This is a genomic window from Variovorax sp. J22G73, assembly GCF_030317035.1.
In the GTDB taxonomy this organism is placed as follows: Bacteria; Pseudomonadota; Gammaproteobacteria; order Burkholderiales; family Burkholderiaceae_C; genus Variovorax.
Window position 1 is genome coordinate 141,797 of the sequence record NZ_JASZYK010000013.1, and the last position, 26,082, is coordinate 167,878.

General features: G+C 66.5%; 20 protein-coding genes and 2 pseudogenes. 8 read left to right on the forward strand and 14 right to left on the reverse strand.

Annotated elements, in window-relative coordinates:
• Positions 1-12 precede the first annotated feature (12 nt).
• A complete protein-coding gene (gene rpoN / locus QTI51_RS32435) occupies positions 13-1,410 on the reverse strand; it encodes an RNA polymerase factor sigma-54 (protein WP_286517389.1) in 1,398 nt (465 codons plus the stop codon).
• A gap of 184 nt (positions 1,411-1,594) precedes the next feature.
• Here rpoN and QTI51_RS32440 point away from each other — a divergent pair, with 184 nt between their 5' ends.
• The 4 genes from QTI51_RS32440 (at position 1,595) to QTI51_RS32455 (ending at position 9,370) form a co-directional block, all read left to right on the forward strand.
• Positions 1,595-1,972 carry a histidine kinase dimerization/phospho-acceptor domain-containing protein gene (locus QTI51_RS32440; protein ID WP_286517390.1) on the forward strand — a complete coding sequence of 126 codons (378 nt, stop codon included), beginning with the start codon at positions 1,595-1,597 and terminating at the stop codon, positions 1,970-1,972.
• A gap of 93 nt (positions 1,973-2,065) precedes the next feature.
• Positions 2,066-3,502 (forward strand): sigma-54-dependent transcriptional regulator, encoded by a 1,437-nt coding sequence (locus QTI51_RS32445; protein ID WP_286517391.1) that lies wholly within the window; start codon positions 2,066-2,068, stop codon positions 3,500-3,502.
• Positions 3,503-3,557: 55 nt separating this feature from the next.
• Positions 3,558-8,273 carry a PAS domain S-box protein gene (locus tag QTI51_RS32450; RefSeq protein WP_286517392.1) on the forward strand — a complete coding sequence of 1,572 codons (4,716 nt, stop codon included), beginning with the start codon at positions 3,558-3,560 and terminating at the stop codon, positions 8,271-8,273.
• Between the two features lie 50 nt (positions 8,274-8,323).
• Positions 8,324-9,370 (forward strand): chemotaxis protein CheB, encoded by a 1,047-nt coding sequence (locus QTI51_RS32455; protein ID WP_286517393.1) that lies wholly within the window; start codon positions 8,324-8,326, stop codon positions 9,368-9,370.
• Between the two features lie 86 nt (positions 9,371-9,456).
• On the opposite strand, the pseudogene QTI51_RS32460 reads toward QTI51_RS32455, so the two are convergent.
• The 3 genes and pseudogenes from QTI51_RS32460 to QTI51_RS32470 form a co-directional block, all read right to left on the reverse strand.
• Positions 9,457-9,618, reverse strand: a pseudogene (locus QTI51_RS32460) (manganese catalase family protein); the annotation flags it as partial.
• A 110-nt stretch (positions 9,619-9,728) separates the two neighbouring features.
• Entirely contained in the window at positions 9,729-10,349 is a 621-nt protein-coding gene (locus tag QTI51_RS32465) for a response regulator transcription factor (protein ID WP_286517394.1), read from the reverse strand.
• A gap of 415 nt (positions 10,350-10,764) precedes the next feature.
• The gene (locus QTI51_RS32470; RefSeq protein WP_286517395.1) at positions 10,765-10,977 is read right to left on the reverse strand and encodes an SDR family oxidoreductase; all 213 of its coding nucleotides are present in this window, start codon (positions 10,975-10,977) and stop codon (positions 10,765-10,767) included.
• Between the two features lie 680 nt (positions 10,978-11,657).
• On the opposite strand from QTI51_RS32470, the gene QTI51_RS32475 reads away from it, so the two are divergent.
• Positions 11,658-15,722 (forward strand): CheR family methyltransferase, encoded by a 4,065-nt coding sequence (locus tag QTI51_RS32475; protein WP_353506566.1) that lies wholly within the window; start codon positions 11,658-11,660, stop codon positions 15,720-15,722.
• 17 nt (positions 15,723-15,739) lie between these two features.
• Here the strand turns inward: QTI51_RS32475 and QTI51_RS32480 are convergent, their stop codons facing one another.
• A complete protein-coding gene (locus QTI51_RS32480; RefSeq protein ID WP_286517396.1) occupies positions 15,740-16,054 on the reverse strand; it encodes a hypothetical protein in 315 nt (104 codons plus the stop codon).
• Positions 16,055-16,246: 192 nt separating this feature from the next.
• Here QTI51_RS32480 and QTI51_RS32485 point away from each other — a divergent pair, with 192 nt between their 5' ends.
• Entirely contained in the window at positions 16,247-16,777 is a 531-nt protein-coding gene (locus QTI51_RS32485; protein ID WP_286517397.1) for a DUF4142 domain-containing protein, read from the forward strand.
• A gap of 58 nt (positions 16,778-16,835) precedes the next feature.
• Here QTI51_RS32485 and QTI51_RS32490 read toward each other — a convergent pair whose 3' ends face one another.
• The 4 genes from QTI51_RS32490 to QTI51_RS39025 form a co-directional block, all read right to left on the reverse strand.
• The gene (locus tag QTI51_RS32490; protein WP_503011563.1) at positions 16,836-17,756 is read right to left on the reverse strand and encodes a ZIP family metal transporter; all 921 of its coding nucleotides are present in this window, start codon (positions 17,754-17,756) and stop codon (positions 16,836-16,838) included.
• A 439-nt stretch (positions 17,757-18,195) separates the two neighbouring features.
• The gene (locus tag QTI51_RS32495) at positions 18,196-18,741 is read right to left on the reverse strand and encodes a L,D-transpeptidase (RefSeq protein WP_503011564.1); all 546 of its coding nucleotides are present in this window, start codon (positions 18,739-18,741) and stop codon (positions 18,196-18,198) included.
• A gap of 82 nt (positions 18,742-18,823) precedes the next feature.
• Positions 18,824-19,144: a proteophosphoglycan ppg4 gene (locus tag QTI51_RS32500; RefSeq protein WP_286517400.1), complete on the reverse strand. Its 321-nt coding sequence runs from the start codon at positions 19,142-19,144 to the stop codon at positions 18,824-18,826.
• Between the two features lie 225 nt (positions 19,145-19,369).
• Entirely contained in the window at positions 19,370-19,747 is a 378-nt protein-coding gene (locus tag QTI51_RS39025; RefSeq protein ID WP_353506569.1) for a hypothetical protein, read from the reverse strand.
• A gap of 265 nt (positions 19,748-20,012) precedes the next feature.
• Between QTI51_RS39025 and QTI51_RS32510 the strand changes: the two genes are divergently transcribed.
• Positions 20,013-20,780 (forward strand): response regulator, encoded by a 768-nt coding sequence (locus QTI51_RS32510; protein WP_286517401.1) that lies wholly within the window; start codon positions 20,013-20,015, stop codon positions 20,778-20,780.
• Between the two features lie 110 nt (positions 20,781-20,890).
• Positions 20,891-21,166: a hypothetical protein gene (locus QTI51_RS32515; RefSeq protein ID WP_286517402.1), complete on the forward strand. Its 276-nt coding sequence runs from the start codon at positions 20,891-20,893 to the stop codon at positions 21,164-21,166.
• A 244-nt stretch (positions 21,167-21,410) separates the two neighbouring features.
• On the opposite strand, the gene QTI51_RS32520 is transcribed toward QTI51_RS32515, so the two are convergent.
• From QTI51_RS32520 to QTI51_RS32540, 5 genes and pseudogenes are all read right to left on the reverse strand, one after another.
• Positions 21,411-22,211 (reverse strand): esterase/lipase family protein, encoded by an 801-nt coding sequence (locus tag QTI51_RS32520; protein ID WP_286517403.1) that lies wholly within the window; start codon positions 22,209-22,211, stop codon positions 21,411-21,413.
• Positions 22,212-22,250: 39 nt separating this feature from the next.
• Entirely contained in the window at positions 22,251-22,640 is a 390-nt protein-coding gene (locus QTI51_RS32525; RefSeq protein WP_286517404.1) for a hemerythrin domain-containing protein, read from the reverse strand.
• 188 nt (positions 22,641-22,828) lie between these two features.
• Positions 22,829-23,395 (reverse strand): hypothetical protein, encoded by a 567-nt coding sequence (locus tag QTI51_RS32530; RefSeq protein ID WP_286517405.1) that lies wholly within the window; start codon positions 23,393-23,395, stop codon positions 22,829-22,831.
• A 798-nt stretch (positions 23,396-24,193) separates the two neighbouring features.
• Positions 24,194-25,110, reverse strand: a pseudogene (locus QTI51_RS32535) (PAS domain S-box protein); the annotation flags it as partial.
• Positions 25,076-25,981 carry a sensor histidine kinase gene (locus tag QTI51_RS32540; RefSeq protein ID WP_286517407.1) on the reverse strand — a complete coding sequence of 302 codons (906 nt, stop codon included), beginning with the start codon at positions 25,979-25,981 and terminating at the stop codon, positions 25,076-25,078. The gene QTI51_RS32540 and the pseudogene QTI51_RS32535, both read right to left, overlap by 35 nt.
• Between the last annotated feature and the right edge of the window lie 101 nt (positions 25,982-26,082).

Consider the following 26,082-nt stretch of genomic DNA (forward strand, 5'->3'; position numbering starts at 1 on the left):
CCCGTCAGGCGTTCAGGACGCTGCGGCAAGCCGCTCGCCGCGCGCGCGGCGCCGCTCCACGGGGTCGATGGCCAGCGTCTGGCGGTACTTGGTGATCGTGCGCCGGGCAATGTGAAAGCCTTGCTGCGCCAGCTGCCGTGCCAGCGCTGCATCGCTCAGCGGCGCGGTTGGTGCCTCAATGGCGATGAGTTCGCGAATCAGCTGCTGCACGGCCACCGGCGCGCTCGCGCCGCCTGCCGTGTGCTGCAGCCCGCGAGAAAAGAAGTGCTGCAGCTCAAACACGCCCGCGGGCGTGGCGATGTACTTGTTGTGCACCGTGCGCGACACGGTCGACGCATGCACGCCCACCTCGTCGGCGATTTCCTTGAGGCCCAGCGGCTTCATGGCGAGCGGGCCGTGCTCCAGGAACATCTGCTGGCGCGCGACGATGGCGCTCGCCACGTCAAGGATGGTGGAGGTGCGCTGCGCCACCGTGCCCACCATCCAGCGCGCCTGTTCCAGGTAGGCCTTGAGCGCGGCGGTGCCCGCGCCGCGGCGGATGTCGAGCAACCGCGCGCAGTCGGCATTCAGCCGCACCCGCGGCATCGCGTGCGCGTTGAGCGAGGTGCGCCACGTGCCGCGCACTTTCTTGACCGTGACGTCGGCAATGACGATGCGCGAGCCCGTTTCGCCCTGGGACCAGCCCGGGCGCGGGTTCAGCCGGCGAATGCCCGCCGCCGCGCACTGCAGCTCGGCGGGCGTTGCACCCAGCGCTTTGGCCAAGCCGCGCCAGTCTTGCGCCGCAAGCAGCCCGATGTGGCCCTGCAGCATGCGCCGCGCCAGCGCGCGCACCTCGAACGAGCCGATGGCGTCGAGTTGCAGGCACAAGCATTCGGACACGTCGCGCGCGCCCACGCCGGCCGGGTCCAGGGCCTGCACCCGGCACAGCGCGGTGCGCAGCTCGCAGGCGCCAGCGGCGGGATTTTCCCCCAGTGCGTGGGCAATGTCGTCCAGCGAGATGCGCAGGTAGCCGTCGTCGTCCAGCGACTCGACCACCGCGTGCGCGAAGGCACGCTCGCGTGGCGACAGCCGCAGCACGCCCACCTGCGCATGCAGGTGTGCCGCCAGCGACGGTGGCAGCGCCACGCGCTGCATCACGTCGAAGCTCTCGTCGTGCGACAGGTGCCGCGTGCCGGCGGGCGGCGAGGCGGTGATGCGCTCGAAGGCGGCGGCCGCCTCGAACTGCGCATTCACCTCGCTTCCTGCAGAGGGTTCGTCCACTTCGAGAAAAGGGTTCAGCTCGGCGGCGTCGCGCAATGCCTGCGCATAGTCTTGCGAAGACAGTTGCAGCAGCCGCACCGCATGCTGCAGGCGTGGAGAAAAAACAGGTGCTTGCGCCTGGCGCGCCTGCATGGCCATCATGGGGTTCATGGCGTTGGACAGCGCAATGGTCGTGCCAGGCCAAAAAGAAGCCGTCGCCGCGACTTAAGGGCCTGAAAGAGGCTCAAAGTATCCATTGCCGCGCCGCTGCTTGAGGGCCCTGGGAAGGTTTGCCGCAAAACTTGCAGGCGATTGCTGGCAGACAGCGGCGTCGCATTGGCCCACACTGGTAGTCATGACAAACATTCAAAGCGGCGAGCAGCGCCGGCCGGGCTCGTGGAAGGTTGCGATGGTGGCCGCCGCGATGGGCATGGCCGCCAGCGCCTTCGCCGGCGCCGTGCAACGAGGCCGCAGGGAATGCGAGGTGCCGTCGGCCGCAGCGCAGCTGGCCGCGCTGCGCGAGCGCATGGCCCTGCAGGCCCTGGCCGCTCGGCAGCTTGACCACGACCTGCGTGCGCCGGTGGGTGCCATGGCGGTGGCGCTGGAGCTGATGGGCTCCGCGGACGACGACGCGCTGCGACAGGAAGCCCTCCAGGTGCTGGTGCGCCAGGTAGCGCGTATGAATACGCTGACACAGCGTCTGCATGAAATCTCACGCGACTTCAACGAGTAAGGCGCCGGGCGGGAGCGCTGCCATGGCGCATCCTGCGCAGCAGGGACGCAAACAACAGCGCGCCACGACGCGCATCAGTTCGGGAGAGTCGATTTGGCGCACGCATTGATCGTCGAGGACGATGAAGACTCCGCAAGGATGATGGCCGCGTTTGTGGCACGCGAAGGCCACTCGGTGATGTGCGCGAGCTCCATCGCGGCGGCGCGCCGCCTCATGACCATGCAGCGGCCCGACCTGCTCCTGCTCGACCTTCACCTGCCCGACGGCGACGGCTTTGCGCTGTTGGACGAAAAAGACGAGGCGCTCAACGACACGGTGCTGGTGCTCATGACGGGCCAGGCAAGCCTGGAAACCTCGATACGTGCCATGCGCCTGGGCGCGGCAGATTACCTGGTCAAACCCATCAATCCGCAGCATTTGAAGGGATTGCTGTCGCGCCTGATCGCGCCCTCGCAGTTGCGCGCGGAATTCGACGAGGTGGAAGAACTTTGGCGCGAAACCGGCCGCTTCGGTCCGTTGATCGGCCGCTCGCAGGAGATGCAGCGCGTTTACCGCCAGATCACTCGCGTCGCGCGCACGGCCGTCACCGTGTTCATTCATGGCGAGAGCGGCACCGGCAAGGAACTGGTGGCGCGCGCAGTGCACGACATGAGCCGGCGGCGCGAGCAGCCGTTCCTGGCCGTGAACTGCGGTGCACTCTCGCCCAGCCTGATCGAAAGCGAAATTTTCGGTCACGAGCGCGGCAGCTTCACCGGCGCGGAGCGCCAGCACCAGGGCTTTTTCGAGCGTGCGCACGGCGGCACGCTTTTTCTGGACGAAGTTACCGAAATGCCGCTGGAGCTGCAGGTCAAGCTCCTGCGGGTGCTGGAAACCGGCACCTTCATGCGCGTGGGCTCGACCCAGGTGCAGCAGACTGACGTGCGCGTCATTGCCGCCACCAACCGCGACGCCGCGGTGGCGGTGGCCAGCGGCAGGATGCGCGAAGACCTGCTGTACCGCCTCAACGTGTTTCCCATTGCCTTGCCGCCGCTGCGCGAGCGCGGCGACGACACGGCGTTGATCGCGGTCGACTTTCTGCGCGAGATGGGGCGCCAGGAGGGCGAGGCCAAGCACCTGAGCGCGCCGGCGCTCGCGCGGCTTGCGGGCTGGCGCTGGCCCGGCAACGTCCGGGAGTTGCGCAATGTGCTGCAGCGCGCGTGGGTGATGGCGACCGGCGCCGAGATCGACGAGGAATGGCTGCCCGCCACGGTGCCTGTGCAGGGGCAGGGGCAAGGGCACGCGCAAGGCGGCGCGCCTGCTGCGTTTGCCGTGGCCATGCCCGGCGCTGAAGGGCCCGACAGCGCCCGGACGCCGTTCACTGCCGGCGCGAACCAGCTCGTGGTCGAGCTGGGCACGCAGCTTGCCGATGTGGAGCGGCAGATCATTCTGGCCACCTACGAGCGCTGCGGGCGCCACCGGGAGCGCACGGCCACGCTCCTGGGCATCAGCATGAAGACCCTCTACAACCGGCTGCGCGAATACCAGCAGTGAGCCTGCGCGACCCCAGGGACGGCCCCCGGGGTTGCGCCACCACAAGGGGTACGCATTGAACGAATCCACGCCCGACCGGGCTGAACAAGACGCGGAAGGCGAGCTGGACGACGCAGTGCCGTCGTTCGGCTATGCGCTGCTGCCCGTCGTTGGCCTGGCTGGCGCGGCGGGTGGGCTGGAATCGCTGCGCGCGTTTCTCGAAGGCGCGGCGGAACGCTCGGGCATGGCCTTTGTGGTGGTGTTGAACTTGCCGACCATGCGCCTGGAGGCCCTGGTCGAGCAGCTAAGGGTGTGGACGCACATGCACGTGGTGCCGGTCACTGGGCGGCAGCGCCTGGCCGCCGACACCGTGCATGTGCTGCCGCCCGGCATGTCGCCGCGCCTGAGCGGCAATTTCGTCGCGCTCGGCGACCCGCCCGGCCGTGCGCGCCACCTGCCGGCCGACCTGTTCCTGCGCACGCTCGCGGATTCGCACGGCCCGCACGGCACGGCCGTGGTGCTGTCGGGGGCGGGCGGCGACGGCGCGCTCGGCATTCGGCGCCTGAAGGAGCGCGGCGGCCTCACCATCGCCCAGGAGCCGGGCGAAACGGCCGAAGGCGGCATGGTGAATGCAGCCATCGCCACCGGGATGGTCGACTGGGTGTTGCCGCCGCGCGAGATGGGCGAGCGCATTGCCGGGTACTACCGCATCGAGGCGCAGTTGCGCCTGCCGCCCGAGCAGGCGGAAGAGGCCGGCAGGCCCACCGGCCGCAACGGCGATGACGGCAATGACGGCGAAGCGGCGTTGCGCGACGTGCTGGACTTCGTGCGCGAGCGCACCGGGCGCGACTTCGACGACTACAAGCGCGCCACGGTGCTGCGGCGCATCGGCCGGCGCATGCAGGTCAATGGCACGCACGACCTGCGCGCCTACCTCGATTGCCTGCGCACGCGGCCGGGCGAGGCCGGCGCGCTGGTGCACGACATGCTCATCAGCGTGACCAACTTCTTCCGCGATGCCGACAGCTTTGCCGCGCTCGAAGCGCGCGTGCCCGCTTTGTTCCGCGACAAGGGCCCGCAGGACGCCGTGCGCGTGTGGGTGGTGGCCTGCGCCACCGGCGAGGAGGCGTATTCCATCGCGATGCTGCTGAGCGAGTACGCTCGCACGCTCGCGCACCCGCCCGCGATCCAGGTCTTTGCCACCGACCTCGACGAGGACGCCGTGCGCACGGCGCGCAACGGTGTCTATCCGCTCGCGGCCGAGGCCGATCTGAGTGAAGAGCGCATCCGGCAGTTCTTCGTGCGCGACCCGCGCGGCTGGCGCGTGCGACGCGAATTGCGCGAGATGGTGCTGTTCGCGGTGCACGATGTGCTGCGCGACTCGCCGTTCTCGCGCATCGACCTGGCGAGCTGCCGCAACCTGCTCATTTACATGAGCCGCAGCGCGCAGGCGCACGTGCTGCAGACGCTGCACTTCGCCCTGCAGCCCGGCGCGCCGCTGTTTCTGGGGGTGTCGGAGTCTGCGGGCGGGCAGCAGGCGCTGTTCTCCGTGGCGGACAAGGCCCATCGCATCTACGTGCACCGCCGCGTGCCGCGCGCGAGCGTGCCCGCGCCGCACAGGGCGCCCAGTGGGCCGCGCGTGCCCGATGCGCGGCCCGCACTTGCCCTGATTCCGCACGCTGCGGTGGCTGGGCCTGCCGCACCCGCCACGGCGCTGCCCACGCTGCCCACCTTGCGTGGGGGGCGCACGATGACCTGGGCCGAGATGCACCTCCTGCTGATCGACCAACTCGCGCCGCCTTCGATCCTGGTGGATGCCGACAACGAGATGCTGCACATTTCGCCCGCGGCCACCGGCTTGCTGTACTTCGACGGCGGTGAACCCACGCGCAACGTGCTGCGCGCAATAGTGCCCGACCTGAAGGCAGAGCTTCAGACGGCGCTGCACCACGCGCGCGAGCGCAACGAGCCGGTGGAGGTGGCGCCGGTGCGGGTGCGCCATGCGCGCGGCGAGTGGGAGGTGGCGATCGGCGTGCAGCCGGTGCAAGGCTTCGGCAGCGGCTTTCTGGTGCTGTTGCGCCACACCGACGTGGGCGGCGCGGCCGCGAGCGACACCCCGGACGCCGCGCGCGCTGCGCCGGACGACGCCATTGTCGTGCGGCCTCGGCTCCAGCCCGAACCCGTTTCCGAGCACCTGGAGCGCGAGGTCGACCGCCTGAAGGCCCGCCTTCGCCAGACGGTGGAGCAGTACGAGGTGTCGACCGAGGAACTGAAGGCGGGCAACGAGGAGCTGCACGCCATGAACGAAGAGTTGCATGCGGCGGCCGAAGAGCTGGACACCAGCCGCGAGGAACTGCAATCGATCAACGAAGAGATGATCACCGTCAACCAGGAGCTGAAAAGCAAGGTGGACGACCTGGGCCACGCCAACAGCGACATCCTCAACCTGATGGACGCGACGTCCATTGCGACCGTGTTCCTCGACCGCCAGCTGCGCGTGATGCGCTTCACGCCCAGCGCGGCGGTGATCTTCAACCTGATGGCGGGCGACACCGGGCGGCCGCTGTCGGACCTGGTCAACGGGCTGGACTACCCCGAGCTCGCCGAAGACGCGCGCGCGGTGCTGCGCGAGCTGCGGCCCACCGAGCGCGAGGTGGGCGATGCCAAAGGCAGCTGGTTCCTGGCGCGCATGCGGCCCTACCGCACCATTGAGGACGTGATTGCCGGCGTGGCGATCACCTTCGTGGACATCACCGAGCGCAAGGCCGAGCAGGAGCAGTTGCGCCAGTCGCAGGAGCGTTTCAGCGCCATCGTCACCCAGGCGTCCGTGGGCGTGGCGCAGCTGCGCCTGGACGGCGAGATCACCTTTGCGAACCCCAGGTACTGCGCGCTCATGGGCTACCGGGCCGACGAAGTGGTGGGCCTGCGCGCGCTCGACATGGTGCATTCGGCGGATCTGGCGCACATGCAGGCGCTGTTCAGCGCGCTGGCGGCGTACGGCGAACCGTTTCAGGCCGAGTCGCGCAGCGTGCGCAAGGACGGTTCGGTCATCTGGCTGCACAAGAGCGCGACCGTGCTCACCGACGACAGCGGCCAGCCGCACGCCGCGCTCGTGGTGTGCACCGACGTGAGCAAGCGCAAGTTCGCCGAGGACGCGCTGCGCGAGAGCAAGGAGCGCATGCGCATGGTGCTGGAAAACGCGGTGGAGTACGCGATCTTCTCGCTCGATTTGGCGCGCCGCGTGACCAGCTGGAACGCCGGCGCCGAGCGGCTGCTGGGCTACAGCGAGCAGGAGATCCTGGGCCACCCGGGCGACCTGATCTTCACGCCGGAAGACCGCGCCGCCGATGCGCCTGGTCACGAGCAGCGCACGGCGCTGGCCCAGGGCCGGGCGGCCGACGAGCGGGTACACCAGCGCAAGGACGGCTCGCGCTTCTGGGCCAGCGGCGCACTGATGCCCATGCACGACGGCCAGGGCGCGGTGGTTGGGCTGGTGAAGGTGCTGCGCGACCAGAGCGAGCAGCGCGCCGCGCAGCAGGAGCTCGAAGCGGGGCGCGCGGAACTGCTCGAAGTGCTGCGTGCCAACGAGGCCGCCCGGCGCGCACTGGAAACCGCCGATGCGGCCAAGGACCGCTTCTTGGCGGTGCTGTCGCACGAGCTGCGCAACCCGCTTGCCTCCATCAGCGCCTCGTCCGAAGTGCTGGCGCCCGAGCAACTGGCCATGCCCGACCAGGCGCGCGCGGCGCGCGTGATCCGCCGCCAGGCCCTGGCCATAAAGGTCATGCTCAACGACCTGCTCGACGTGTCGACCCTGCGCCAGGGGCGGCTGGCGATCAAGCCCGAGCGCACCAGCGCGCTGGCGGTGGTCGAGGCGGCGCTCGAGGCGGTGCGCCCGCTGATCGAGCACGGCCGCCACGTGCTGGAACTGGACCTGGCCGAAGAAGAAATCGCGCTGGACGCCGACCCAACCCGGCTGACGCAGGTGCTGTCGAACCTGCTATCTAACGCAGCCAAGTACACCCCCGCGCAGGGCCGCATCGTGCTGTCGCTGCACGCCGACGCGCGCGATGCCGTGTTCGAGGTGACGGACGACGGCATCGGCATGGACGCCGACACCATCGAGACCATGTTCGAGATGTTCGTGCAGAGCGCGCACGGGCACGAGCGCGCCGCGGGCGGCCTGGGCATCGGCCTTGCGCTGGCGCGCAGCATCGTCGAGATGCACGGCGGCACCGTCAGTGGCCAGAGCCCGGGCCTGGGGCGGGGCTGCCGCTTCACCGTGCGCGTTCCCTGTGCCAGGGCACACGGCCATGCGTCGGCGTTCGCACCCGCCGCGTTTGCCGCGCCCGCCGCGCCCGCCCTGGCTGTGGAGCGGCTCGCACCGGCACTGCCGCAGGTGCCGCAACGCCTGCTGCTGGCCGACGACAACGTCGACGCGCTCTGGGGCATGGGGCAGATGCTCACCCTGGCGGGCTTCAGCGTGGAGACGGTGCACAACGGCATCGACGCGCTGCGGCTGGCGCGCGAGCAGCACCCCGATGCGGCGGTGCTCGACATTGGCATGCCGGGGCTCGACGGCCACGAGGTGGCGCGCCGAATCCGCGCCGAGCCGTGGGGCCGCGACATCGTGCTGATCGCGGCCACCGGCTGGGGCCAGCCGGCCGACCGCGCCGCCGCGCTGGCGGCGGGCTTCGACGAGCACGTGGCCAAGCCGGTGACGGCGGCCGACCTGCAGCGCCTGCTGAGGGCGCATGAGGCGGGCAAGCGCCCGGCAAGCGACTCCGGAAGGTAATGCCATGCAGCCAGCCGGCCAAGGCACGCCGTTTGCCAGCAAAGGGTGAAATGACATTCCAGAACAACTTCCAGACCCCGGGCGGGCCGCTGCGGCGTGCAGTCTTCATCGGTGCCTCCGCAGGTGGCGTGTTCGCGATCCTCGAACTCGCGGCGGCATTGCGGGCGAATTTTCCGGTGCCGATGTTCTTCGTGCAGCACATCGGCGCCCACCGCAGCGAGATCGCGCTGCTGATGAACGCCCGCGGCCCCAATTTCGCCGTGGAAGCGCGCGACGGCGACCTTCCGGCCGCGGGCAGCATCCACGTTGCGCCGCCCGACCACCACATGCTGCTCGAAGGCGGCCTCATTCGGGTGGTGCGCGGGCCCAAGGAGCACCACGCCCGCCCGGCCATCGACCCGCTGTTTCGCTCGGCGGCGCTCGAACTGGGCGTGGGCGCCATCGGCGTGGTGCTCACGGGCATGCTGGACGACGGCAGCGCCGGCCTGCGCGCCATCAAGGACTGCGGCGGCACGGCCGTGGTGCAGGACCCGGACGATGCGTTCGAGCCGAGCATGCCGCGCGCTGCGCTGGCGGTGGTGCGGGCCGACCATGTGGTACCGATGGCGGACATGGCGGCCTTGCTGCTGGCGTTGGCGCTGGCCAACGAAACGCACGACGCAGCCGGCGGCCAGGGCGGGCCGGCGCCCTCCGACGCGCTGCGCGGCGAACACGCCGTGGGCGAAGGGGAGGGGGCCATGCAGACCTTGAAGCGGATTGCCACGCCGTCGACTTTCAGCTGCCCCGACTGCGGTGGCGTGCTGTTCGAGCTCGAAGATAAACACCCGGTGCGCTATCGCTGCCATACCGGCCACGCCTTCAGCCTGCGCAGCCTTGCTGCCACGCAGGAGCAGGCGACCGACGCCGCGCTGTGGAGCGCATTGCGCGCCCTGCAGGAGAAAGAGGCTCTGCTGCGCCGGCTTGCCTGCCTGCATCGCGCACGCGATCCGGCCCGCGCCGCGCTGTGCGAGAACGAGGCCGAGGACATTGTCGCGGCGGCCATCGTCATGCGCCGGCTCGCTGTGAAGTCCCCGAGCCCGTCGAGCTACGACGTTTGAACGCATGGCGCGGCGGCCGTGCTGACGTCGCGCTCATCCGATGTTGTGGCTATTCAGCGCGTGGCGATGTCGAACAGCGTGTCCTAGCGGCCCGCGTTGTCCTCTCCGACGGCCTGGGTGAAATAGCGGCACGCCGCGGCGAGCTCGCCCTGCTGGCCGCGGAACGGCTCGAGCAAAAGATTGGCACGGCCAGGGTTGGACTCGCTCACGCGCACGGTGTATAGAAGTCGCTTGTTGTGGGAGAACATGGCAAAGCTACTGAGTGGGCGGGTTGTAAACGATGTGAAAGTGCGCCGGGACGCACGCATGGCGCAGGTTGCATTCGCGCCAAGCGGCACGCCGGCGCGGCCAGCACTCCCTACGACGCAAAAGCGGCAGTGGTCCGGGCTCGCCGCCCGCCCGCGGGTGCCGCGGCGACAGCCGCACGCAGCGCCTTCGGGTCGAACAGGCGCTCCAGTACGGCGTCGAAGCCATTGGCTTCGCCAAGACATTCACGCCGCGGAGCGTTGGCAGCCTCAACGGCGATCAACCGCCGGTCGAATCCCGCGCCGCGCGCCAGCCGCGCCAGCGAGCGCGCTTCCCCGGCCGAGGTGCGCAGGTCAATCACCGCCACGTCGGGCCGCTCGCGCACCAGCGCCTCGTAGCCCGCCACGGTGCTCAGCGCCAGATCGATGCGGTAGCCGGCATGAGACAGCAGGCCGACTAGGCGTGCAAGCAGGCACAGGTCGTCCGACACCACGAGAGCGCGCCCGGTCTGGGCGCTCCCCTGACGCGCGTGGGCCATGAGCTCGCCCATGAACTCGGTCAGCGCGTGCGCCTGCCGCGCTACCACCGCGCCGGCCTCGTGCAGCACGGCCTTGGTGGACGCATCGCGCTCCAGCAACTCGCTGGCGGTGGAAAGGGCGGCCAGCGCGTTGCGCGCACTGTGTATGCAGTGGTCCAGCCGCGAGGCGGCACGAGGAGGCAGGAGTGGATTCATGGCGGGACCGGCTGCGAAGGTGGATACCACCTGCACGCGGTGTGCCCGCCGGTGGCCCGCGAGAATGCAGCAGGCCTGCGGCGCAGGTTCCGTATTTGCCGCAAGTCTTGCCGGGTGGCCGCAAAGTGCGCCTCCGAGCAAGACCACCCGAGGCCACGCTGGAAGTGCCTGATCGAACGGCAGTACCGCGAACGGCTCCTGCAAGCGCCGGGCCGATGTGCTGTGCCAGGGAGAGCGCCGCTGCGTGCTCGTGGCGCTGAACGAGTCAGGCCTCGACGACGGCCTGGAGCGTCTCATGCTCGGAGCCACCACGTTCATGGACCGGGCCACTTGCTCTAACAACGACGGCGACGGCGACGGCGACGGCGACGCCGACGGAGCGCCGGCGCCGCGGCGCGCGTGCTGCCCGCCCCGCTCAGATGAAGGGCACACCGCCCGTCACCAGAATCGTCGCGCCCGAGGCGTAGCTTGCCTGTTCGGACGCGAGCATTGCATACACCACCTGCAGCTCGGCCGGCTGGCCTGGGCGCTGCATGGGCGTTTGCTTGCCGAATTCCGTGACTTTCTCGGGCGGCAGTGTCGAGGGAACGAGCGGCGTCCAGAACGGGCCCGGCGCCACGCAGTTCATGCGAATGCCCTTTGCGAAAGCAACTGCGCCATCCCGCCCGAAAGGTTCTGAATGGTGCCCTTGGTGGCGACATAGGCCATCAGCGTGGCATTGGGCTTGTCGGCACGGACCGAAGCCGTCCTGATGATCGACGAGCCCGGCTCATGCAGGGGGCCGGGGCCTTTGCTGACGAAGAAGTTGACGTAGAAGTCGGTGAGCGGTCGAACTCATCTGCCGTGAGGTCGTCGAGCGACTTGTGTCTCATCTGGAAGGCCGCTTTGTCCTCCAGCACGTCGAGCCGGCCGAAGGCGCTGTCGACTAAGCGCCGGCACTGCGCCTCCTCGCGGATGTCGCCCGGCATGGTGATGCAGCGGCGCCCCGCGCGCTCCACCCATGCGATGAGGGGCGGTGCAGAGAAGTTCTTGGGGCCTGTCGTGCTGCACGTCGGGCGCTCGCGAGCGTCGGGCGCGCGAGGCAGGCGCGTTCGTGCGTCAGACAAGGACCACGTCATCGCGGCGTCGCGTACGGGGCGGCACATGGTGAACGAGCGCAAAATTGCAGATCTGTGCAGCCGAGTGGCTGTAATCCGGCGCCCCGCTCCTTCCTGCCAACGAGATTCCATGCTCCCTCAAAAACCCGCCGCTGCATCGCCTGCCGAGCCCGTGGCGTCTCCTCTGGTACGCAGCCACCTGAGGTTTCCGGTGGTCGGCATCGGGGGCTCGGCCGGGGGCTTGAAATCGGCGATCCGTTTCTTCGAGCAGATGCCCGCAAACGAAGGCATCGCCTTCGTGGTGATCCTGCACCTGTCGCCCACGCACAAGAGCAACGCTGCTGAAATCCTGCAGCGCGCCACCAGCATGCCCGTGCGGCAGGTGACGGAGGCGGTGCCGGTCGAAGCCAACCATGTGTATGTGATTCCCCCTGGCGTGGAGCTCACCATGAACGACGGTCACCTCCGGGTGACACCCAGCGAGCGCGTCGCCGGGCGCCACATCGCCATCGACGTGTTCTTCCGCACCATGGCCGAAGTACATGAGGAGCGCGCGGTCTGCATCGTGATGTCGGGCACCGGCAGCGACGGCGCGGTCGGGCTCACCAGCGTGAAGGAACATGGCGGTATTTCGATGGCGGAGGCGCCCGAAGACGCTGAGCACGACGGCATGCCGCGCGCGGCCATCGCCACCGGCGTGGTCGACTTTGTGCTGCCCGCCGCCGGCATGCCCCATCGGTTGGTGGAGATATGGCGCACCGCGCGCCACATCCAGTTGCCCGCCGCGGAAGCCTCGGGCCCTTTTTCTTCCGACCCGTCGGGCCCGATGGAGTCGGAAGAAGCCGAAGCCGCGCTGCAGGACGTGATGTCGTATCTGCGCGCTTACACCAAGCACGATTTCCGCCACTACAAACGCGCGACCGTGCTGCGCCGCATTGAACGCAGGCTGCAGGTCAACCGGCTCACCGACTTGACCGCCTACCGCAACTACCTGCGCGAGCACCCGGCGGAGGCGCCCTTGTTGCTGCAGGACATGCTGATCAGCGTGACAAGCTTCTTTCGCGACCGCGAAGCCTTCGGATCGCTGGAGAGCGAGGCCATCCGCCGGATCATCGAGGCCAAGCAGCCTGGGGAACGCTTGCGTGTGTGGGTGGCTGGCTGCGCCACCGGCGAAGAAGCGTACTCGGTCAGCATGCTGCTGCGGGAGCAGGCCGACTTGCTTTCCAAGCAGCTCGAAATTCAAGTGTTCGCCACCGACATCGACGAGCGCGCCATCGTCACGGCGCGCAAGGGCGTCTACCCCCAAGGCATCGCGGAAGACGTGACGCCTTCGCGGCTGCGTCAGTTTTTCGTGAAGGAGCAGGGGCAGTACCGGGTGGCTACGGTGGTGCGGGAACCGGTGCTGTTTGCCTCGCACAACCTGCTGCGCGACCCGCCGTTCTCGCGGCTGGACCTCGTGTGCTGCCGCAACCTGCTGATCTACTTGGACCGGGCCGCGCAGACGCATGTGCTGGAGATGTTTCGCATTGCGCTGGACGGCGGCGGCTACCTGTTCATGGGAACATCGGAATCCACCGATGCGGTGAGCAACCTGTTCACTGCGGTCGACAAGAAGCAACGCATCTTTCGCGCGAACCCAGGCTATCCCCCTGCACGCCAGTTGCCGCTGATGAATGAGCCGGGGCTCAGCGCCGACTACAGCGCGCTGTCACCTGCGCCGCTCGGCGCGCCGCGCCGCGCGAGCGACGCGCCCGCCACCGCTGAGATGCATCAGCGCGCCATCGAGCAATTTGCCCCGCCCAGCGTGTTAATCAACGCGCAGCACGAAGTGCTGCACCTGTCCAACGGGGTCGGGCGGTTCCTGGAGCGCGCGGGTGGCGAGCCCTCGAACAACCTTCTCAACAATGTGCGGCCCGACGTGCGCCTGGAGCTGCGCACCGCACTGTTCAAGGCCGCGCAGTCTTCGCGCAGCGTGGAAAAGCGCATTCTGCAAAGCGAGGAAGACGGCAGCCAGATACTGCTGAACATCATCGTGCGGCCATTACCGCCGCATGCGGGGCAGTCGGGGCTCCTCCTGGTGGTCTTCGACGAGGTGGAGGGGCGCATGCCAACACACGCGGGCGACCCTGGCGAGCCGGCGCCCATGCTGCTGGTCGGGCAGCTCGAAGACGAGATCCGCCAGCTCAAGCTGCATCTTCAGGACACTGTAGAGCATGCCGAGACCTCCACCGAGGAGCTGAGGGCCTCGAACGAGGAACTGCAGGCCATCAACGAAGAACTGCGCTCGGCCACCGAGGAGTTGGAGACCAGCAAGGAAGAGCTCCAGTCGATGAACGAAGAGCTCGTGACGGTGAACTACGAGCTCAAGGTGAAGGTGGAGGAGCGCGGCAACATCAACGACGACCTGCAGAACCTGATTTCGTCGTCAGAGATCGCCACCGTGTTCGTCAACCGCGGCATGGATGTCAAGCGCTACACGCCGCAGGCTGCGACCCTGTTCAACCTGATTCCCACCGACCTAGGCCGCTCGCTTTTCGACATCACCAGCCAACTGGACTACCCCGAATTGGCGGCCGACACCGAATCGGCCTTCAAGAACTTGCGCACCATCGAGCGGCAAGTGAGCGGCGCCGACGGTCGTCATTACGCCGCGCGCATCCTTCCCTACCGCACGGCGGACGACAAGATCGAAGGCGCGATCCTCAACTTTTTCGACATCACCGACCTGCGCGCGGCCGAAGAGCGGGTGCGCGCCGGGGAAGAGCGCCTGCGCCGGGTGGCCGCCACCACGCGCGACTTCGCGATCATCACCACCGATGTGGCCGGCCTCATTACCAGCTGGAACCTGGGCGCCCAGCGCATCTTCGGCTACAGCGAGGAAGAAATGCTGCAACGCCCGATTGCGACGATCTTCACGCCAGAGGACCAGGCCCACGGCGTTTCGGACAAGGAGCTGCGAACGGCCGCGCTCAAAGGCCGCGCCGAGGACGAGCGTTGGCACCTGCGCAAGGACGGCAGCCGCCTTTACTGCAGCGGCGTGACCACGCCCCTCGAAGAAGGCGAGGGCGGCGGATTCGCCAAGATCGCGCGCGATATGACGGGCACCAAGCGGCAGGAACTGGCCCAAGAGCACCGGCTCAACAAGGAGAAAAAAGCCAGCCTCAACGCGCAGATGGCCAATGAGCTGAAAGACCGCTTTCTTGCCGTGATGTCGCACGAGCTGAAACAGCCGCTCAACCTGATCCAGATGAACGCTGAGCTGCTGATGCGACTGCCGGTGGCCGTGCAGAACCCGTCGGTGCACCGACTGGGCGACGCGATACGTCGGGCCGTGAGCAGCCAGTCGCGCATCATTAACGACTTGCTGGACCTGTCTCGCGTTCGCACTGGCAAGCTGCGCCTGAATCGCGTGGCGCTGAACCTGGGTGAACTCGTGCAGACGGCGGCGGCCGCCGCGATGGCGAACGTGTCCGGCAAGAACATCGAACTGGTCGTGCAATGCGAGTCTGATGTCGCGTGCGACGGCGACCGCGTGCGCGTGGAACAGATTGCCTGGAACCTGTTAACTAACGCCGCGAAGTTCACCCCCGATGGGGGGCGGATCACTGTGAGCGTCACCGGCGAGAACGGTTTCGCGCGGCTCACGGTTACCGACACCGGCTGTGGCATCGCGGCGGATTTCTTGCCGCACGTGTTCGGCATGTTCAACCAGGCCGCCCACGGCGCGGCACGGCCCAACGGCGGCCTGGGCATCGGGCTGGCGCTGGTGCACGAGCTGGCTGCGGCCCATGGCGGCCGTGTGCAGGCGCTTTCTCAGGGCGAGGGGTACGGTGCCGAGTTCAGTGTGTGGCTGCCGCAGGTCGGCACCGACGAAAGGACGCAGCCCGAGTCGCAACCGGCCGGCGTGGATCTGAACGGATGGCGCGTGCTAGCGGTGGACGACTATGCCGACGCGCTCACGCCGTTCGCGGAAGTGCTGAGGCTGGAAGGCGCCATCGTCGACACCGCCTCCGGCGGCAAGGAGGCGCTGGAGATGCTGCAGGCGCAGCCTCCCTACGACCTGCTGGTGTCTGACCTTGGCATGCCTGGAATGGACGGGTTCGAATTGATCGCTGAGGTGCGGCGACTCGAACATACGCGCGAGCTTCGCGCCATCGCCATGTCGGGCTTCGGTCGGCGCGTCGACGCGCGCCGTGCATTAGAGGCCGGGTTCGACGCCCACGTGCCCAAGCCTGCCTCGATCGACGAGCTCAAGGCGGCCATCGGCGCCCTGTGAGTTTGCGGCGTGGACTGTCATGCCCGCTGGACAGGCGAGGCCGGCGGCGAACGCCAGGTGGCTTGTGCAGTGCGGGCATTGCGGGCGAGCGAGTTGCGGCCTTCCACGGTAATGGCGGTGACCACTGCGTGCGCGATGCGCCGCTCGCCGGTGCGCAGTAGTTCGGTCGGTTCCATCTGCGCTTCGACGAGGGCCGCGCTGCGCAGCGCCAATACGCGGTGAATGTCTTCGGGCGCGGAGCAGACCACGGGCATTTGCCGGTGCGAAAGGAGTTCGAGAAACTTGAAGTACTCGGCCGCACGTAGTTCGCGGGGGGGGATCTTTTTTCTCATGCGTGCTGCCTGCTTAAAAGGGTGGAAAGTGAAAGGAGAAGAGCCCCTTTTCCGGCAATCCGCGTGCCTGCTTCATTCGTTGCTGTGCGGTGCGGCCCAGAGAATTGATGGTGCGTCGTACGGAGTGTTCTCCTACATGGCCGGCCACGTACGCTGTGCAGTCTCCAGGCCTCGATCAACTGGAGTACTTACATGACCCGACCCCCCCGCCAACTCGCGGCATCCTTTGCCGTCGTCGCTTCGCTGATGTCGTTCCCTTCCGCCTGGGCCGCTGACAAGCTCGCGTCGGCCGACGCCTCGATGCTCAAGGACATCGCCGAGGCCAACATCGCGGAAATCGAAACCGGCAAGATCGCGCTGGAAAAAAGCTCGAACGGCGAGATCAAGAAGTTTGCCCAGATGATGGTCGACGACCACTCAAAGGGCCTGGCCGACGTGAAGACGCTGGCATCGGCCAAGGGCACCGACCTGCCGGACAGCCCGAGCGTCAAGCACAAGGCCGTGGAGTTGGAGCTCAAGGCCCTTTCGGGCAACACCTTCGCCAGCCGCTATGTGAAGCAGGCCGGCGTGGGCGACCACGAAGCCACCGAGAAGCTGCTGAAGAAGACGCAGGCCGACGCCAAGGACGCCGACCTGAAGGCGCTGGCTGGCAAGATGCTGCCGGTGGTGCAAGGGCACCTGAAGCACGCGCGGGCCCTGGACACCAGCATCGCCAAGAAATAAGCGCCAGGAGCCGCCGGGTTCGCGCAGCCCGGCGCTTTTTTGGCGGCGCCTTGCCGGCTCAACCCAGCGCGGTGTCCAGCAGCATCATCAGCACGAAGCCCAGCATCAGGCCCGTGGTGGCGTAGGCCTCGTGGCCCTTGCGGTGCGACTCGGGAATGATCTCGTGGCTGATCACGAACAGCATCGCACCCGCCGCCATGGCGAGACCCCAGGGCAGCATCGCGGCGGTCAGACCGATCACCGCGGCGCCCAGCACCGCGGCCATAGGTTCCACCAGCCCCGACAGCACCCCCAGCCCCACCGCAGCCAGCTTGCCGTAGCCCACGCTGCGCAGCGCCAGTGCCACCACCAGGCCCTCGGGCACGTCCTGGATCGAAATGCCGGTGGTCAGCGCGGCGGCGCCGACTGGGTCGGTGCCCGCGAACGCGACGCCGATGGCCAGCCCCTCCGGCAGGTTGTGCAGTACGATCGCCAGCACGAAGAGCCATACGCGCTTGAGCGCGCGCGCCTGTGGGCCTTCCAGCCCCTTGACGAAATGCTCGTGCGGCACGACTCGGTCGATGAACAGCAGCGCCATCGCGCCCACCAGCACCCCCGCGCCCACCAGCGCGCCGCTGCCCCAGGCGCCGGCGCCCTGCGCCTTCGCCGCGGCCAGCGCCGGAATGACCAGCGAGAACGAGCTGGCGGCCAGCATCACGCCCGCACCGAAACCCAGCATGCTGTCGTAGGCGCGCTGCGAAAACTGCTGCGACAGCAGCACCGGCAGCGTGCCCAGCGCGGTGGCCAGCGCGGCGATGCACCCCCCGGTAAGCGCGGCGCCGACGGTGGAACCCGAACGCGCGAGCTGCAGGCCTTCGGCGAGCAGCACCAGCAATCCGCCGCCGGCGATACAGGCACCTAGGCAGCGCCTTGCCGTGCGAAGGCCGTGGGCGGGTTTAGGGGCAGGCGGACCGGTGACATCGGACGGTGGAGGTGTCATGAAGAGGGCGCGCGCATGAAAGAGGTATGTACCGGAAGCGAGAGGGAGAGGGAGAGGTAAGGGAGAAGACGTGAAGACGGTGGGTGCAGCCTGTAGTTTGCGCTGTTGCTGCGCGTAGGACCGGGAGCCGCCGGGGCGCGAGTGCTGGCAGCTTCCCGAGCGCTTCGCAAGCCATCGTGTTCGCAGGCAAAAGGCATGTTGATCGGCTACGACAGTCCGCCCGGGTGTGCACGCGGCCACTACCCTCGATGCAACCCACTGATTCCACTCGGGCACGATGGCGAAAGAGCAAGATGCCGGCGGCCAGTGCGATACCGATTGGTTTGCGCTCTTCTGAGACTGTTTGACGCAAGGCGGAGGCTGTTCCGGTTTCTGGAGCGTGAGTGGTGGTTCTCTTCAGCAGCGAGGACACTGTTTTTTTGGCCCGCCACCGCTGCGATCAGAGAAGGTCGAACAGCGACTTGTTCGCCTTGGTCACCTCGGGCAGCACATAGACCACCCCCTGTCGATTGCCCAACGCTGGCTTTACATAGGCATCATAAAAAGCCGCTGGCACGTTGATGCAGCCGAAGGTGATCCGGTTGTCGTCGGGCGTTGGCGTGGCAAGGCGCTCCAGCCGACGCTCGGCCTTCACGTTGGGGCGCACGCGGTGCATCGACACTGCTGCGTCGTAGTCGACCCACACAATGTCCTCACCCGACAGGTTGCGCCCGGGCTCGCTGGCGAAGCGGCCCGCCGGCGTGGTGCGCTCGTCGGGCCGAATCTCTGACATCTTTCGGTCACCGATGCCCGGCACCGACGTGTCGCCGGGTGCCAGTCCCAGCAGCACCGGCGACGAACCCAACAGCGCACCGTCGCCCTGGAAGACGAACACACGTGCCAATTGCTTGTCGACGACCGCGAACGGCCTCGACCGGTTGTCGTTGGCAGCCACTGCGGCGAGGGCAAGGCGCTGCGCGTCGCCCTGCGCCGCGCCGCTGGCCAAGGGCGCCGCCAGCACAGCTGCCAGAGCAGTGCACCATGCAGCGCGGGCGCACATGGACGCGCTTCGGCTCATCGCGTGCCGGTCAGTTGCGATCGGCACGCGCCGGGCGCATCGACCGGGTGGAGGCCATGGCGTTGGTGTCGTTGGTGCTGCCGGTGCTTCCCGTGTTGCCCGAACTGCTCATGCCCGAGTTGCCGGAGCCTTGGCTGCCGCCGCTCATGCCTGAGCCGGCGTTGTTCTGCGGCGTCGTGCCGGTGGTGCCCATGGGGCCGCCAGTCGGGTTCTGCGTGCCGGCAGCGGTGGCGGGGTTCGGCGACGACGTGTTGGGCGGCGTGCCCTGGGCCAAGGCGGCGCCGGATGCGGCGAGCGCCAGTGCGGCGATGAGGGTGGATGTCTTGTTCATGCTGGTCTCCTGTGGGGATCGAAGAGCGGAGGTGTTGATGCTTCCGCGATGCCGGTCGAAGTCCGACCGGTTCCGCACCTTTCGGCGAGGCTCGGCGGCGCCGCGTGGGCGGTTGGCGGGCCATCTCGTAGGAGAGCATCAGAAGCGGCCCGCCTGTACTGCCTCGCCTTCGGCTGCCCCGGTTCGGCATACGGGCAGTTATTCGCGTGTCGAAGGCTCCTGCTCCTACAACCCGGCTTGTGGCGCCGCAAATTTTCTTCCGACCTTTCCTCTCAACGCCAGACCCTTCAAGGAGCCAGCCGGCCCGAGCCGGCGCTGGAACAGGATGACCACATCATCCTGTGCGTGACGTCCACCGCCATCTGCTGCTCCGACCCGCACATCTACCGCAAGATCCCAGACATGGAATCGGGCGACATCCTCGGCCACGAATTCAGGGATATCGTGGAAGAGGGGCGCGACGGGCCTGAGCAAAGGCGACCGCGTGGTGGTGTCCTTCACCATCGCGTGCGGCCAGTGCTTCTTCTGCAAGAAGACGTTATTCGCCACATGCGAAACGCTAACCCCGGGTGCAGCGCTATCTTCAACAAGAAAAATCTGCACTCGGGTGCCAGCATGTTCGGCTACTCGCGCCTGTATGGCGGCTACTCGGGCGGGGAGGCCGAACATGCGGGTCCCCGGGGCCAACATCGGGCCGTCAGTAATTCCGCCCGGGCTCTCCCATGCGCAGATGCTGTTTATGTCGGACCTCCTGCGTTCGGGTGATCAAGCCGCGGTGAACGCGTCGAGTCATGAGCTCTGCTGATAAAACTTGCGGCTGCGCCATCCGCCTACGAACACGGGTCATCAACCGCAGTACATCTGACGTATGCGCACTGTTCTTTCTACGCCGGAGCTGACATCAAAAGGCGTCATCCGCGACGCCCCTGAGAAAGCGACTGCAGGCTTGGTTGAAAAGCAAAGGCGCTCAACACTGCTTCCCACCCCGCAGCTGGGCGGCTCTCGCCTAAGGGTCGGCATTGCGGATGATCATGCGATCGTGCGTAAGGGTCTGAGGGAATTGCTCTCCGGGTTGACAGACGTCGAGGTGGTCGGGGAAGCGGCCGATGGACGAGAAGTCATGGACCTCGCGCGGCGCGTGCAGATGGATGTTCTGCTCATGGATCTTGCAATGCCCAAAAAAACTGGCTTGGACGCCCTAGGGAGCCTTCGTACCCAATTTCCTGACCTGTCGGTCTTAATTTTCTCGGGGTTGCCGGAAGACCGATATGCCCTTGCATTGCTTCGGCTCGGGGCCGCAGGCTTCCTAGGTAAGGATACGGCTCCAGAGGACATGATCAAGGCCATCCGGGCAGTGGGAAGTGGCAAGCGCTATTGGAGCGTGGACATGACCTCCATGCTCCCATTTCACCTGTGCGAGGAGCAGCATCCACAACTGCATGACGCTTTGACCTCGCGGGAGTTTCAGATCTTTTTACGATTGGGGCGCGGGGAAACGGTGGGAGCCGTGGGACGTAGTCTGGATCTCTCTTATAAAACCATTTCCGCGCACCGGACGAGCTTGATGCGAAAGTTGGCTTTGACGAGCAATAGCGATCTCACTTACTACGCTGTCAAGCACGGGCTGATGGAATGAGCCTGCCCCTTTCAAATGGAGCAGGGCGCAGCAGCGTCGCCATGCGAAAGCGTCCGTGTCGCTCCAACAACCCGCTGTAACGTCAGCCGGGAAATTTGCATGGAAACCAAATGGGCGAAGCGCACAACGTGATTCAATGGGTTGCGTTTGCGCTGTCCCTGCTGGCGGACTGGCTTGTCGCGTCGATCAACGAGAGACGTCGGAACACCGGTTTTGGGATGTTCCTCCTAAGCAATGTTGTTTGGACGGTGTGGGGCGTACAGACGTTGGCTTATGCTCTCATCGCCTTGCCGGTCTGTCTTGCAGCGCTCAACATTCGTCGCCTGCCAAAGGTTAAGCAGGACGGCTTGTATGCGGCAGTTTGCCAAACCGGCCGTGGATGTTGAGAGTTTAGAGTGGCCGAGGTGCGAAGCTCGACGGCACGATGGGGCCGAAGTGCTGCACTTCATATTTCGGCGCAGCGCTCTTACTCACGCGCAGAGATTCGACTTTGATCATCTCTTGGTGAACGAAGCCCTTTGCCCCGTTTCGTGTCGACCGGCGTTGACAAGGCCATGCATGGTGATGCTGCAGTCAGCGACCGTGCGCCCGCCTGAATCGAACTCAAATATCCTGCTTTGGGCGCACCATTCACGCTGGCCTCGCAGGGTCAGGGAAGGCTATGGCGGCCAGACCACTGCCCCGGAAAGGAGCCCATGCACCTTCAGGCTGCGAGAGACGATCTGCAGCGGCGTAGAGCACTGCAGGATTACCACCCAACCCGATGTGGGTGCCGTGAACCTCGATGTTTTCTGATTTGGATCTCACAGGGATGACACTGGCGCGCCAGAACACAACTCCGTCTGATCGACTGTAGATCGAGGTGGCTGGCATTTCGAGCGACTGCGCAACAAGTTTCTTCACACTGGAATCGGCCATGCGACGTCCATTAAGGGTTTGATAGATGCCTTTCGCGTTCGAGGCATCCGGGCCACCGCTGATCGGGCTGCCAAGCGTAATCACGCTACGGACCAACTCCGGATGGCGCGCTGCCAGCAGTCGGGCGTATACACCACCCAGGCTCCATCCCACGATGCTGACTTTGCGCTGGCTATCCCGCGAAAGCTCCTCGAGTTGAGCAAGCATCCCGGATATCAGTTTCTGGCGGTAGCCCAGATTCACACCCAGTCTCCATCCCTGCGCGTCGTAGCCCACGCTGCGCAAATAACGTCGCAATACCAGGGTAGAGGCATTTCCTGCGAGGAATCCTGGCAAGACGAGCACGGGGTGACCATCGCCTTGAGGCGCGAGCTGCAGCAACGGCCAAAGCGCCAAGCCCGCACCGAACTCGAAGACGGCGCGACCTTCGGCAAGTAGCATTGCGGCCGAAGGCGAAGCGCTGCGGCCGGTCGACGACCCTTCGTACGGGTAAGGGAGTACAGCGTAGTTCATGGAGTAGCACCTGATCTGCGCCGGAGCGCAGATACGTCTTCAGGCGACCGCGACCGCGACCGCGGGGTCGGCCACGAGTTCTTCTTTGCGGGCAGCGAGTGTCTCACGCATGCCCACGAGATCAAGTTTGCGGGCCGCACGGGCCTTCACAAAAATCTCGGCCCGTTCTTCTTTTATGTGATGGTCGATGTACTCGCCCAACAGCGTGACCTTCGGATCGGATTTGTCGTCCACGTCAGCAGCCTGACCGATCTGAGCGTGCACGGTGAGCTCGAGGCAGATTTGGTCAGCCAGGTCACGCTTTCTCTGGCTCGTGCTGGCGGGGCGGGGTTTCGTGAGCGCCTCGACGTCCTTGAACATCGCCTTCACTCTTCGATGATCAGCATCGAGTAAAGCGCATGCATCAAGCGTAGAACGGGTGGTTGTCATTTGGAAACTCCTGTTTCTCATGTGGGATCTGCACATTGGACGGCATCAACCGGACATCCAAGTAGGACGAAGCCCATCATTGCAACGGCAACTTTAGAAAAAAAGCCCGGCACTGGGCCGGGCAAATTCACGTGATTTGGCTAAGCCAAATTCCCCACGAGCAAATTAGTGCTCGCAGCGCCCCCGGCTCAGCGGTAGACGCTTTCGCCGCGAGTCTTCCAGTTTGTTTCAAGATGGGCAGCGTCGTCGTCGTTCTTCGCACGCAGGCCCATCAAAATGCCGCCTTTCTTGATGCCTTCTTCATATTCCTTCACGCGCTCCTCGGGCATGTTCCAACCCACGAGCGCACCAATGAGGCCTCCACCTGCAGCGCCCGCACCCGCCCCGGCAAGTGCTGCAGCGAGTGGGCCGGCAATCACGATGCCCAAGCCAGGCAGTGCGAGGCTTGTGCCAACCGCAGCAATGGCGGCGACGATGGCGCCGACAGTGCCGCCGATTGCGCCACCGATCCCCGCGCCCTCTGCAGCCTTATTCCCAAGTTCGGTTTCCTTGCCAGCAGTGGTACCAGCGAAGTGGCGCTCGCGCGTCTCGTCAGACATGACGAGGTTCAGGTCGTCCTTCGAGTAGCCACGGTCGTGCGCAGCCCCGTAGGCAGCTTCTGCGCTTGCGCGATCGGGAAAAAGTCCGGTGACTAGGCGACCTGAGCTGTCGGTGGGGTTGGCAGTGGTGCTAGCGGGAATGATGGGAGTATTCATGTTAATTCCAGTTGTCTTAGGGACGAAACGGTGTTTGAGGCTGAGGGTCAGTTGCGATCGGCACGCGCAGGTCGGCTCAAGCTACGCGAGTTGGCTTCAGAAGTAGGCGGCGCACTTGCATCGATGGGCCGTGCCGTTGAAGAAGAAGCGGCTTGCCGCGCCTTATCAGCGACCGACGGGGACGTGCGCACCAGCGTGCCGGTGTCTGACCTTGGCACTGCCTTCTGGTTGGCTTCGGCTGCGTTTTGGGGCGATGTGCCAACGGCTGCTGGAGCGGAGGTTGTTGGCGCCGTGGTCTGCGCGAAGGCACTCATCCCAATTAGAGCTGAGGCAGAAAGAATCGCGAAGCGCGACAGGCTTGAGGTCATAGGGGGGTCTCCTTTTAATGTGCCGATTTCTTGAACAAGCCGAAACAATGTCACGTGCTTTTCGCAACATCGAAGGGCGCGGACGGCCCTGGACTCTGTAGGAGGTGAGCGCGAGCCTCTTGGCACAGCGCTGCGTGCTGCGCGACTACACACTGCGCGGTCCACGGGACATGGCAGTCGGAAAAATGCATCACGCTCTTGTGCCCACCCTACGGAGCACATCCTGCATGGGCTGCGGGTCAGCAGTCGACTTCAAGTACCGCTTCAACGCTGATGCGGTCTGCGGGCGCGCTGCGTCGGGGAAGGTCAGCTGACGTTGACGTCCAGAGTCCAGTCGGTTTCGGCCGGCGGAGTCGCCCATCCTTGAGAACACGCAGTAATGTCCGCTCGGCGCACTTTTTCGATGGCATCTGCTGAATGAAAAAAATTGCGACAGCATGGCCACGAAGTTGTCCTTGGTGCAGCTCAGGTGCTCGGCGGCGGCGCGCGCGGCCTGCTCGCGCTCGAGCACCTCGCGCCGGCGCCCCTCGAGCTCGAAGCGCTCGGACACGTCCAGCGCAATGCCCACGCGCAGGCCCGGCTCGATCTGCGCGGACATGGTCCATTCGAGCCGGATCCACGAGCCGTCCTGGCGCAGCAGCGGGAACTCGCCCTTCCAGGGCGCGCTCGGGGGGACGGCTTGGCCCAGCGTGACCGGTGTACCAGCCGTTCCCGCCACGCCCGAAGCAGACGCGCCCGTGCCCAGGTCGCCCGCCGTGTGCGCCTTCACGAAGGCCATCCACTCCTCGGGCGCGAAGGCGCTCACGGGCTGGCCGATGAGGGCGTCGCGCGACTGGCCCAGCATGGCGACCATGGCGGGGTTCACGTCGGCGAAACGGCCCTCGGTGTCGATCAGCGCCATGCCGGTGGGCGCCTGGTCGTAGATGGCGCGAAAGCGCGCTTCGCTGTTGCGCTGCTTTTCCCCGGCCATGCGCGCGCGAATCAGCGCCTGCAGCGTGGCGATGAGCACCGGCGGCTCCACCGGGTGCACCAGGTAGGCGTCGGCGCCGGCGTTCAGGCCGGCCACCTTGTCCTCGTTGCGCACGAAGGTGGCCGACAGGTGCACCACGGGCAGCGTGGCGGTCGAAGGCTTGATGCGCAGCTCGCGGCACACCTCGAAGCCGCTGAAGTCGGGCAGGTGCACGTCGAGCACCAGCGCCTTGCCGCCGGTGCCAGCCTCGCACGTTTCGAAACCTGCGGCGCGAATCACGCGGGTTTTGGTGTATCGCGTCGTGGGTTGTCGTTCACCACAAGCACCGTGTGGCGCCCCCGATCAATCGACGTGTTGATCAGCGGCTCGGATGACATGTCCTTCCGGCTGAACCGGGTCCACGGGTTGGTGGTGGACCGGCAAGGTCACGGAGAAAACGGAGCCTTTGCCCAATTCGCTTGCCAACTCCACTCGCCCGCCCAGCAGCAGGGCCAGCTGCCGGCACAGCGACAGACCCAGGCCGGTGCCGCGCAGGCGCTTTTGCACCGGCGAGTCGACCTGCGAGAAATCGTCGAAGACGGCCGCGTGGTGTTCGGGGGCAATGCCGATGCCGGTGTCTGACACCGAGAACCGCACCGCGTCCTCGCCCACGCGCGCCGCGGTCACCCGCACTTCGCCATGCGGCGTGAACTTGAGCGCGTTGGAAATGAAGTTGCGCAAGATCTGCGAGAGCTTGCGGTCGTCGGTGTAAAGCTTCGGCAGCCCCTCCGGCTCCTCGAAGATCAGCGCGGTGGTCGGGTTGCAGAGGACCGGTCGGAACATGCCACGCAGCGCGGAAAACAGGTCGACCATCTCGAACCAGGCCGGCGAGATGTCGACCCGGCCGGCTTCGATCTTGGCCAGGTCGAGCAGGTCGTCGACCATCTCGGCCAGCTCGGTGGCGGTGGTGTTGATGAAGCCGACCTGCTTTTCCTGTTCGGGCGTGAGCGGTCCGTCCACGCGGTCGCTGAGCAGGCGTGTGATGCTGCGAATGGCGCTGATGGGCGTGCGGAACTCGTGGCTCATGTAGGCCAGGAAGCGGCTCTTGAGCTCGGTGGCCTTCCTCAGCTGTGCGGCCTGGGCGTCGAGCTCGGCGTACAGCGCCACCACGCCGCGATTGGTCTCCTCGAGTTCCGCGCGCAGTTCGTCGACCTCGCGCCGGCTCTGAGCCAGCGCATCTTCACGGTCGTCAACCAGGATGCTGTTCATCGGTTATTCCTTTTGGCGGATCACGACGACGGTGGCGTCGTCGCGGTGCCGGGTATGGTCGCGCAAAAGAACGGCCGCCACCAGCGTGGGATCCTTCTGCA